The sequence below is a fragment of the Coprococcus sp. LG101-27 genome (assembly GCF_027695515.1).
Lineage (GTDB): Bacteria > Bacillota > Clostridia > Lachnospirales > Lachnospiraceae > Allocoprococcus > Allocoprococcus comes.
The window spans coordinates 81,799-92,133 of sequence record NZ_JAQEUJ010000011.1 but is presented as its reverse complement, the minus strand read 5'-3'; the positions used below and the strand labels follow the sequence as shown (position 1 = coordinate 92,133).

Below are 10,335 nucleotides of genomic sequence, written 5' to 3'. Positions count from 1 at the left end.
GCTTCACGAAAATTCATTCGTTAAAGCGACAGCCCCTTTTTCGATGTGCACAGAAAATTTTAAGGAGAAAACACTATGACAAAGGCACAGATCAGAAAAAATGCTTTTCTGAAATCCATTCCGATCATGTGCAGCTACATTTTCGTAAGCATGGCATATGAGATTATGATGGAAAATGCCGGATTTGGCTGGTACTATTCACTGTTTGTCAGTCTTGCATTTCCGAAAGGAATTGCGGCAGTCAGGAGTGTTGAAAATGCTGTGCGATAAGCGGAAATAAGCGGAAATCCAGTATTTTCGGATGGATCTCCCTTTGACCAGATGCACAGATTATGCTATGATATGTACCGATACACGCGTATTTTTTATTTGACAACAATCCAGATGGAACTTTCTGTTCAATAAAGAGGATTATGTGTCAGGATACATTCTTTTTACAAGGAGAAAATCAATGAGTATAGATATTACGATCGAGGAAATGGAAACGCTTCCTGCAGAGTCCTACGAGCTTTTTGATATCCGTGGCGAGATTGAGCGCGCCCATGGAATCCTGCCGAATTCAGTGGCAAGCTCAGCAGATGCACTGATGGAGAATCCGCCGGAAGATAAGGAAAAGAAGATCATTATCTGCTGCAGCAGAGGACAGATCAGCAGGGATATCGCAGAAGAACTGCAGGAGCAGGGATATGAAGCATACAGCCTGAAGGGCGGTTATGTTGGATGGCTGATGGCAGATATGAAGAAAAAGGAAGCAGATGATGTCTGTGAACATGTGGAGCTTAGTATCCGCAAGAAGTTCAAAAAGAAGATCTGGTCCAAATTTACAAAAGCTGTCAGAGAATATGAACTGGTCAAAGAAGGTGACCGGATCGCAGTATGCATTTCCGGTGGAAAAGATTCAATGCTGATGGCAAAGCTTTTCCAGGAATTAAAGCGTCACAACAAATTTAACTTTGAAGTAAAGTTCCTGGTGATGGATCCGGGATACAGTCCGGAGAACCGGAAGGTCATTGAAGAAAATGCAAGGAAGATGAAGATTCCGATCCAGATCTTTGAATCCAATATTTTTGAATCGGTATTTGAGATCGAAAAATCACCGTGTTATATCTGTGCAAGGATGAGACGTGGATATCTTTATAATTTTGCACAGCAGATGGGCTGCAACAAAATCGCACTGGGACATCATTATGATGATGTGATCGAGACGATCCTGATGGGAATGCTCTACAGTGCACAGGTGCAGACTATGATGCCGAAGCTTCACAGTACAAATTTTGAAGGGATGGAACTGATCCGCCCGATGTATCTGATCCGTGAGGATGACATCAAGGCATGGAGAGATTACAATGATCTGCATTTTATCCAGTGTGCATGTAAGTTTACCGATACCTGTACAACCTGCAACAATGAAGAAAATCAGTCAAAGCGTATGGAAATCAAAAAACTGATTGCAGAGCTTAAGAAGACGAACCCGTTTGTGGAGGGCAATATTTTCAAGAGTGTGGAAAATGTCAATCTGGATACGGTTGTCGGTTACAAGGCAAAAGGTGTAAGACACAATTTCCTGGATACTTACGATGATTAAAAATGACTGGATGTGCCGGGGCATATCTGAGATATAAAGAAGAATGAAATTCCCGCCGGACAGGTACAGGATCTGCCCGGCGGGAATTTTGAGATTAAATGACAGGAATATTGACCTGTACCAGAATTTCTGACGTTGATCAGGATAAAACGGTTTCCTGCTGGTTCTTGATATCGTGGTAAATAACAAAACGTCCACGTCCGTTGTGCTTAGCTGTGTACAGAGCATGATCAGCAAGGCGGTATAACTGGCTGAAAGATTCAGCATCCGTTGGAGCAACAGCACAGCCGATACTGCAGGAAAGTTTCCGGCCATTTAGTTCCGGGATATCTACATTTTGAAGATTTGTATAGAGCTTTTGCAAATGCAGATGGATACTGTAATCCAGACGTACATTTTTCATCAGGATCATAAATTCGTCACCACCGACACGACCGATGATATCGGTTGTCCGAAACTGTTCTTTCAGAAATCCGGCAAATATTTTCAGTACCTGGTCACCGGTTGCATGTCCATAAGTATCATTGATCTGCTTGAAATAATCCATGTCGATCATCATTAAAGCCTGTAAATCTTCAAAATCTTTTTCGCGCAGCCATTCGGAAATCGTGTGTTCTGCATAAACTTTGTTCAGAAGTCCGGTCAGAGCATCTGTATGCGCCTGGCGAAGAAGCGAAGTCTGATTCTTCTGGTTGATCTTCCAGAGTGCGAAGATCAGAAGCAGCACAATGCAGATAAAAAAGGCGAACAGAATGATTTCAAAGTTGTTGATAAAAGCAAAGTGCTGACGGGCTTCGACAGCAGGAACGATATAGCAGAGCATCCAGTCGTTGTACTTTAGTGGCTGGTAGGAAATATAGCGTGCATGTGATAAATCTGCTGTAATCTTGCGGCAGTTTGCGTGTCCTTGCTTAAAATCTTCCTGAAGGGTAGCGCCATCTTCCGAGGTCTGAAATACCCAGTCAGAGGAAGAAGTAAAAAAGTTCTCCCGGATTTCGTTGTGAGTAGATTCAATGGAAATAATGTTGCCGTCCGAGTCTGTGATAAATGAGTAGCCGGAACCGGAATACAGATCCTCAAAGAGCATGGTAGTCAGTTTCGCGACATCGATGGAACCTCCAAAAACACCGATAATATTCTGATCTTTGTCATAAACAGGAACTGTGAGGACAACGAGGGTTTCGTTGTCTACGCTACTTGACAGAGGAGAACTAAGGACGCGTCTGCCTTCCAATGTCTTTTGAAAATAGTCCCGTGAACTTGCATCGGTATTCTTTCCATCGCTGGAGTGTCCGATACCGTCTGTAGAAAAAAGCATAAGCCGGTGAAAGGAGCTGGAAGAAGCCAGTTCAGCAAGAAGCTGAAGATTATCGCTACTGAACAGATCGGAAGTTGTTCCGAAGTATGCAGCAGGACTCTCCAGGAATTCATATTCTTTTTCCAAAACCAGTTCCAGGTGATCCTTTTGCTGCAGTGTGTTTTTTTGGATAACGTTCTGTACACTTTTATCAACGCTCTGTTGTACAAACCAGAAAAAAATCAGAAGTGTGAACGTCATTACAATCAGGAACGAAATGACAGCCGTTCCATATTGCATCAGTTCATGACGTGATATTTTTTTCATGTAAGCCCCCCTTATTTTGTACGTTAACAGATGAATTATCATTTTTTTAATTATAGCATGGATTTAACGAAATGTCATTTGAGAAATGTACAAAATGTATAAAACTTAAATAAAAAAAGGAATGAATAATGTAAGATATTAACAAATACATTACATTATTCATTCCGATTCTATTTTGCGAGTCTGTAAATGGCGTCCAGATAAATCTTCATCCAGATATCAAGCTTGTCAAGTTCCAGATATTCATTGGTCTGGTGCATCAGATCCGGCTGATCCGGTAAAAGTGCTCCGAAAGCAACACAGTTATCCAGTGCGCGCGCATATGAGCAGGCTCCGTCAACCAGAGGCATAGCAGATGAATCGCCAACAACGGTACGGTAGGATTCCAACAATGCTTGTACAAGGAAAGAATCTTTTGGGATATGAATCGATTCTGTGGCATTTGGATTTTCAAAACGGAATCCGGAGCCGCTTAAATGCTTCTGGATAAGCTCCTGTACCTGCATGCAGCGGTAAGTGACAGGAACACGATTGTCAATAGAAAAGATGACTTTATAATCCTGTACTTCGACCTTTCCTACATTAAAACTTAATTTACCGGAAATTTCATCGGAAAGATCAATTCCCAGTCCTTTGCCGGTCAGATCAAAACCGATGTACTTCATATAGAAGGCAGCGATTCTGGAAAGCTCATTTTGAAGTGGTAATTCAGAAACAGCTTTCATAAGTCCGCTGATCGCATTGATTCCGGTAGAAGGATGGGCGGCATGTGCGGCAACACCTTCTGCAGTCAGGCGAAGAGACGAGTCCATTCTGTCCAGTCGGAAATGGCAATTCGTCTGTGTCTCCCAGGAGAGAAGACTCTTACGGATCACAGCTTCCATTTCTTCGGGAAGCAGAACAGATGCGTGATCTGCAACTGCATTAAAAGCGTTTCCGCCGGATAGAACAAGCTCTTCCGTGATATCTGTTACAAGTTGATATTGGAAGACACCCTTCTCGGCATAAATAAGTGGAAATACAGCATCCGGTGTAAAAGATATCTGTGGAGCAGGGATTTCCTTTTGATTGAAATAATAATCCATGCATTTCCAGTCGGTTTCTTCATTGGCGCCAACGATGAAGCGAATTCTCTTTTGCAGAGGAAGTCCCATTGCTTTCAGAATCTTTACTGCGTGCAGGCAGGCGAGAAGAGGACCTTTGTCGTCAAGAACACCGCGCCCGTAAAGCTTTCCGTCTATGATTTCCGGTTTGAAAGGATCACAGATCCAGTTTCCGCTGCAGGGAACGACATCTACATGCCCAAGGATTCCCAGAATTTCATCCTGTTCTCCATAATCGGCATGTCCTGCGTAGTTGTCAAAATTTTCAACTGTAAGTCCCATTGAATTTGCTATTTCAAGAAAACAATCGAGAGCCTTTGCAGGACCTGCACCGAAAGGCATTCCTGCCTCCGGTGCTGCTTCCACACTGTTGATCGATACCAGTTTTATGATATCCTGGATCAGACTTTCCCGATCTGCTTTTATTTGTTTTTCAAAATCCATAACTGGCTTCCTCCTGTCTGGATAAGGTATTTATACATATAATTGAATGATTAGCATGATCGCACTGAATACGGTTGTCATACCCATAAGAGGCATGATAAATTTCAGCCATTTGTCATAGGTAACATCAACCATTGCAAGGGATGCAAGGATCAGTCCGGTCGGTGTGATGAAGGAAATCAGTCCAAGACCGTATGCGTATGCTGAAACGATGACGGATCTTGATACCCCAACGGTGTCGGCGAGCGGTGCCATGATCGGAATGGACAGAACCGCAAGACCGGAGGAAGAGGAAATGAAGAATCCAAGTACGATAAATACCAGCATCATAAGGATGATGAACAGGATCGGATTCATGCCGCTGATCGCTTTTGAGAAGAATTCAAGGATCGTATCAGAAATCATACCATCTTCCAGAATGACATTGATACCACGGGCAACACCGACAACCAGGGCAACACTCATCAGATCGGCAGCACCACCGATAAACTGATCCATAAAGTTCTTCTCGCCGATGCCGGAGGTAAAGGCGAGCAGGACCGCGCAGGCAAGGAAGAGAGCGGTCATATTATCAAACCACCATCCCTGTGAGACAAGTCCCCATACGAGTACACCAAAGGATACACCGAATACAAGGAGCGAAAGTTTCATTTTACCTGTAAATTCCGGAACCTCTCCCTGATGACCGTATTTCTGTAAATGGTATTCATACTGGTCATAGCAGATAGATTTAGACGGATCATCCTTTACCTTCTTTGCGTAACGAAGAATATAGATCAAGGTGATGATGATTCCGAGCACCAGTGCGATACCACGGATTCCCATTCCGTCAGCAAGGCTGATTCCGGCTGCGTTTGATGCATTTCCTACGGAAAACGGGTTAATGGTAGGGAACATGGTTCCGATGGAAGAACCCATATAAATGGCAGCGATACAGACCATAACATCGTATCCGGCCGCAAGGAATACCGGAACAAGGATTGGATACAGAGCAATGGTTTCTTCGGCAAGACCAAAGGTTGTTCCACCTGCCGCAATAATAATGGTGATCAAAATAATCAGGATATATTCTTTCCCTTTTGTGACTTTGGAAAGAGCGGCAATTGCTGCATTGAATGCGCCCATATAATTCAGGACACCGATACATCCGCCCAGAATGAATACGAAGAGGATGATATCAATGGTATCATATACACCTTTGATGGCAGCGAGAAGGATTTTGAATACTCCCTGTGGCTGTTGTTCTACTTTTTGATAAGTTCCCGGAACGGCAATTGGTTTGCTGATGCTTCCATCCAAAAATTTGTTCAGATTACCGGTGACACCAAGTTCATCCAGCGTTTCCTGAGTGGGAGCCATTTCTGTAACGTCACCATCCGGTGTAGTGATTTCAAATACATCATGATCTGCGTTGTAGGTTAATTTGGAATAAAGTCCTGACGGTACGATTGCGGTTAAAATAGCGGCAAAAATAAGGACGATAAATAATACGGTAAGCGCAGAAGGGAAAGAGATTTTTTTCTTTTTCATAATCGGTACCTCTGTTTTCTATTCATTTGCAAATATTTTTACAAGTTCTACGATCACACGGACAGCAGCTTCCATGCCTTCTATGGTCACATGCTCTAATGGTCCGTGATAGCCATGACCTCCGGTGCCAAGGTTTGGACAAGGAAGTCCTTTGAAAGACAGCTTGCAGCCATCTGTGCCGCCTCTGATCGGAGAAATATCTTCCGGGACATTTGCGTTTGCACAAGCCTGTCTTGCGTAATCGATCAGATACATATGCTCTTTAATAATACATTCCATATTCTTATATTCGTCTGTCAGAGTCAAAGCAACTGTTCCCGCTCCCCAGAGCTCATTTAAGGTTTTTTCGATATGGCGGAGTGTATTTTTTCGAGCCTCAAAGCTGTCTGTATCATGATCGCGGATAATATATTCAGCGATGGCATATCCTTCGTCGCCGTGAATACTCAGAAGATGGTAAAATCCTTCGTACTCTTCGGTATATCTCGGAATCTCATATCTTGGAAGCATATTGTTGATATCTGCTGCTATGAGAACCGCATTGATCATGACATTTTTTGCAGATCCGGGATGAACATTCTTCCCGTTGATTTCAAATTTTGCTTCACAGGCATTGAAATTCTGGTATTGGATCTCGCCTTCTCCATCTCCGTCCATTGTATAGGCAACTTCAGCATCAAAAGCTTCAAAATCGAAATGAGCAGCACCGCTTCCGCATTCTTCATCCGGTGTAAATGCTACACTGATCTGACCATGAGGAATCTGCTCTGTCTGCAGGATTTCCAGCAACTGCATGATTTCTGCAATACCGGCTTTGTCGTCTACTCCGAGGATGGTATTTCCGTCAGAGGTAATTAAGGTACGTCCCTTTAAAGCTTTTAAATGTGGGAAATCCTTTGTGGTAAGAATTCTTCCACTGTCTCCAAGGACGAGATCTTCACCATTATAATCTGGTGTACAGACAGGATGAATTTCTCCTTCGCAGAATTCCTGAACGGTATCCATGTGTGCAATAAATCCCAGTTTTTTTCTGGTCTCATAACCGGGAGTAGCCGGGAGAATTCCATAGACAAAACACTTGTCATCCAGAATCACTTTGGTAAGTCCGAGATCTTTTAATTCATCGGCAAGGATTTTCGCAAGATTAAACTGACATGATGTAGTTGGAACCTTATCACTGTTTTCGTCACAAGGTGTTTTGATGGAAATGTATTTTAGTAATCTTTCTTCAACTTCCATTTGTAATCCCCTTTCATTTCTTCCTTGATTTTTAGTTACACAAATTTATGAGTTGATTGTGTTTGATAACCTCATTTTATGCGGATTAAACCAAAATGACAAAAGAGGTGTGTTTTATTGACAGGAAAAAAATGAACGTGTTATTATTGAAATAATAGAAAAAACATGCTGCAAAATGCAAATTTGGGAAAATGCGACAAAATTTATGCACATGTCATAAAAAAATTGATTTAAAGGAAAGAAAATTGGTATGAATGTAGATGAAAGAGTAGGTCAGAATATCAGAAAATACCGTATGGCGTATAATATGACCTTAAAAGAACTGGCGGTACTGTTACATAAGAGTGTGTCGACAGTTTCTAAATACGAAAAAGGAGATATTTCATTGGATATGTCGACATTTGTGGAGCTGTCACGGATCCTGAAAGTATCTCCGCTGGCAATTATTGGGGATGAGACTGCAAAAGAAGAGGAAGAATGCCGTTATGCAGAGAAGATCGAAAAATTGTATATGTATAGCTATGATGCAATCGGGAAGGTGATCATCAAAAGTGTGATCGAACAGCAGGTAGTTGAAGGAAATGGGAATCGATATAAAGTACATCTTTTTAATGATGTAAGTGAGATTCGGGAACCGGGAGATTGCAGTGGACTTTATACAGGAGAATATGAGAAAGAAGGCTTTATCGGAACCTATATGCTGCATAATCAGGCATTAAAGTCGGAGCATATCATGATTTCCTGTGTTAATAATCTGGTAAATCCCGGGCAGCAGCTTGCACTGGTATCGGGGCTGTCGAATTATACGATGCTTCCGATTACCTTTAAAGCAGTAATTTCAGAAAAAGAGATCGTGAATAAAGAAAAGCTGATGAATCTGCTTACCTTCAATAAAGACGATATCAAACAGATGAAACAGATTAATTATCTTACAATACAGAATATGAAGTAAAGAGGAGTAGAAAATGACGAAAAAACAAAGGACATTGGAAGTAATCGAACGCCTCCGAAAAGAGTATCCGGATGCAGACTGTACTCTGGATTATGATCAGGCATGGAAACTTCTGGTCAGTGTGCGTCTTGCGGCACAGTGTACGGATGCAAGGGTAAATGTAGTCGTAGAAGGTTTATTTGCAAAATATCCGACAGTAGAGGCACTTGCAGAAGCAGATGTAAATGATATCGAAGAGATTGTGCGTCCTTGCGGGCTTGGAAAAAGTAAGGCACGGGATATCAGTGCCTGTATGAAGATGCTTCGGGATGAGTATGGCGGAAAGATTCCGAAGGATTTTAATGCAATCTTAAAGCTGCCAGGTGTTGGGAGAAAGAGCGCGAACCTGATCATGGGAGATGTATTTGGTGAGCCTGCGATCGTAACGGATACCCATTGTATCCGTCTGGTGAACCGTATTGGACTGGTAGACGGGATTAAGGATCCGAAGAAAGTAGAGATGGAACTCTGGAAGCTGGTTCCGCCGGAGGAAGGAAGCGATTTCTGTCACAGACTGGTGTACCACGGAAGAGAAGTCTGTACGGCAAGGACGAAGCCGCACTGCGACAGATGCTGTCTGGCGGATATCTGTAAGAAGGTCGGGGTAGAAAAATAAATGCAATATACAATTCCGGATTATTATAAAGAGTTCACCTGCATCGCAGACAAATGTGAAGATACCTGTTGTGCAGGGTGGAAGATTGTAATTGACAAAAAATCACTGAATAAATATAAGCATGTGAAAGGAAAATTCTGGTTTACGATGTTGAAATCCGTGGACTGGATCCGTGGCATTTTCAGGCAGGATAAAGAAAAGCGATGTGCATTTTTAAATGACTGTAATCTGTGTGAGATGTATGCGAATCTCGGAGAGAAAAGTCTGTGTAAAACCTGCCGCCTGTATCCGAGACATGTCGAGGAGTTTGAGGATGTACGGGAGATTACCCTGTCGGTATCCTGTCCAGAGGTGGCAAGGATTTTGATGGAGAAGAAAGAGCCGGTCCGTTTTCTTACTTATGAAAAAGAAGGAGAAGAGGAATACGAGGAATTTGATCCGTTTCTGTATTCTATGCTTGTAGATGCGAGAGATGCAATGCTTGAAATTCTGCAGGACCGGGAACATTCATTAAAAATAAGAGTGGGACTGATTCTTGGAATGGCGCATGATCTGCAGGGCAGATTTAACCGGGAACAGTTATTTTCCTGCGAGGAAGTCATTGAACGTTATCAGACAAAGAGTGCCAGAAAGTTTGTACGGAAACTTTGGAAAGAAGAAAAGCCGTCTGTGCAGGAAAGATGGGAGATGGCGCATAAGATGTTCCGGGAACTTTATGAATTGGAACTTCTACGTGAGGACTGGGATATGCTTCTGATGGAGAGCGAAGAACTTCTGTATTCACATGGAGCAGATGCGTATAAAGGAATCTCGTCTGACTTTAAGCGGTGGGCGAAGGAAGAGAGCAATATCCAGATCCAGGCAGAGCAGCTGCTGGTGTATTTCATTTTCACTTATTTCTGTGGCGCAGTTTATGATGGAAGGATTTATGCGAAGGTGCAGATGGCAGTAATAAGTACTTTCCATATTTATGAGCTGTGGAAAGCACGGTGGATAAAAAATGAAGGAGAGCTTACACCAGAAGAGATCGTAGAGCTGGTGTACCGGTATTCGCGGGAGATTGAGCATTCGGATAAGAATTTGGAGCGGATGGAAAAGATGATGCTGCGGGACAGGCTGCCGTGGTATAGGGGATAATAAATAGATGCGTGGTGTGTATAATTAGAATAAGGGAGTTTTACTTTATAACTGATTTCAGTGATA

The 10,335-nt window shown here is 42.6% G+C and carries 9 protein-coding genes; 5 read left to right on the top strand and 4 right to left on the bottom strand.

All coding sequences use genetic code 11. The features are described 5' to 3' along the window. The first annotated feature begins 75 nt into the window (after nucleotides 1-75). Both PG766_RS09450 and PG766_RS09445 read left to right on the top strand, forming a co-directional pair. Nucleotides 76-270 carry a hypothetical protein gene (locus PG766_RS09450; RefSeq protein ID WP_243014413.1) on the top strand — a complete coding sequence of 65 codons (195 nt, stop codon included), beginning with the start codon at nucleotides 76-78 and terminating at the stop codon, nucleotides 268-270. A gap of 181 nt (nucleotides 271-451) precedes the next feature. Then, complete coding sequence (locus PG766_RS09445) at nucleotides 452-1,585, top strand: ATP-binding protein (protein WP_172680486.1); 1,134 nt, start codon at nucleotides 452-454, stop codon at nucleotides 1,583-1,585. Between the two features lie 139 nt (nucleotides 1,586-1,724). Here PG766_RS09445 and PG766_RS09440 read toward each other — a convergent pair whose 3' ends face one another. The 4 genes from PG766_RS09440 to pepT form a co-directional block, all read right to left on the bottom strand. Beyond that, nucleotides 1,725-3,209 carry a sensor domain-containing diguanylate cyclase gene (locus PG766_RS09440; protein WP_117835100.1) on the bottom strand — a complete coding sequence of 495 codons (1,485 nt, stop codon included), beginning with the start codon at nucleotides 3,207-3,209 and terminating at the stop codon, nucleotides 1,725-1,727. Nucleotides 3,210-3,379: 170 nt separating this feature from the next. Continuing rightward, nucleotides 3,380-4,756, bottom strand: a complete 1,377-nt coding sequence (gene pepV, locus PG766_RS09435) for a dipeptidase PepV (protein WP_118198898.1) — start codon at nucleotides 4,754-4,756, stop codon at nucleotides 3,380-3,382. A 30-nt stretch (nucleotides 4,757-4,786) separates the two neighbouring features. Then, nucleotides 4,787-6,286, bottom strand: coding sequence for a YfcC family protein (locus PG766_RS09430; RefSeq protein WP_270590752.1), 1,500 nt, complete (start codon nucleotides 6,284-6,286; stop codon nucleotides 4,787-4,789). Nucleotides 6,287-6,304: 18 nt separating this feature from the next. After that, nucleotides 6,305-7,525 (bottom strand): peptidase T, encoded by a 1,221-nt coding sequence (pepT, locus tag PG766_RS09425; protein WP_117557559.1) that lies wholly within the window; start codon nucleotides 7,523-7,525, stop codon nucleotides 6,305-6,307. Between the two features lie 250 nt (nucleotides 7,526-7,775). Here pepT and PG766_RS09420 point away from each other — a divergent pair, with 250 nt between their 5' ends. The 3 genes from PG766_RS09420 to fliB are packed head-to-tail and all read left to right on the top strand — an operon-like array spanning nucleotide 7,776 to nucleotide 10,269. Beyond that, entirely contained in the window at nucleotides 7,776-8,477 is a 702-nt protein-coding gene (locus tag PG766_RS09420; protein ID WP_117557557.1) for a helix-turn-helix domain-containing protein, read from the top strand. A 13-nt stretch (nucleotides 8,478-8,490) separates the two neighbouring features. After that, a complete protein-coding gene (locus PG766_RS09415; protein WP_117557555.1) occupies nucleotides 8,491-9,132 on the top strand; it encodes an endonuclease III domain-containing protein in 642 nt (213 codons plus the stop codon). Then, nucleotides 9,133-10,269, top strand: a complete 1,137-nt coding sequence (gene fliB, locus PG766_RS09410; RefSeq protein WP_117557553.1) for a flagellin lysine-N-methylase — start codon at nucleotides 9,133-9,135, stop codon at nucleotides 10,267-10,269. The last annotated feature ends 66 nt before the right edge of the window (nucleotides 10,270-10,335 follow it).

Bases quoted from the DNA above. Each gene is read 5' to 3' on its own strand.
- PG766_RS09450 (WP_243014413.1), top strand. From the start codon at position 76: ATGACAAAGGCACAGATCAGAAAAAATGCTTTTCTGAAATCCATTCCG.
- PG766_RS09445 (WP_172680486.1), top strand. From the start codon at position 452: ATGAGTATAGATATTACGATCGAGGAAATGGAAACGCTTCCTGCAGAG.
- PG766_RS09440 (WP_117835100.1), bottom strand. From the start codon at position 3,209: ATGAAAAAAATATCACGTCATGAACTGATGCAATATGGAACGGCTGTC.
- pepV (WP_118198898.1), bottom strand. From the start codon at position 4,756: ATGGATTTTGAAAAACAAATAAAAGCAGATCGGGAAAGTCTGATCCAG.
- PG766_RS09430 (WP_270590752.1), bottom strand. From the start codon at position 6,286: ATGAAAAAGAAAAAAATCTCTTTCCCTTCTGCGCTTACCGTATTATTT.
- pepT (WP_117557559.1), bottom strand. From the start codon at position 7,525: ATGGAAGTTGAAGAAAGATTACTAAAATACATTTCCATCAAAACACCT.
- PG766_RS09420 (WP_117557557.1), top strand. From the start codon at position 7,776: ATGAATGTAGATGAAAGAGTAGGTCAGAATATCAGAAAATACCGTATG.
- PG766_RS09415 (WP_117557555.1), top strand. From the start codon at position 8,491: ATGACGAAAAAACAAAGGACATTGGAAGTAATCGAACGCCTCCGAAAA.
- fliB (WP_117557553.1), top strand. From the start codon at position 9,133: ATGCAATATACAATTCCGGATTATTATAAAGAGTTCACCTGCATCGCA.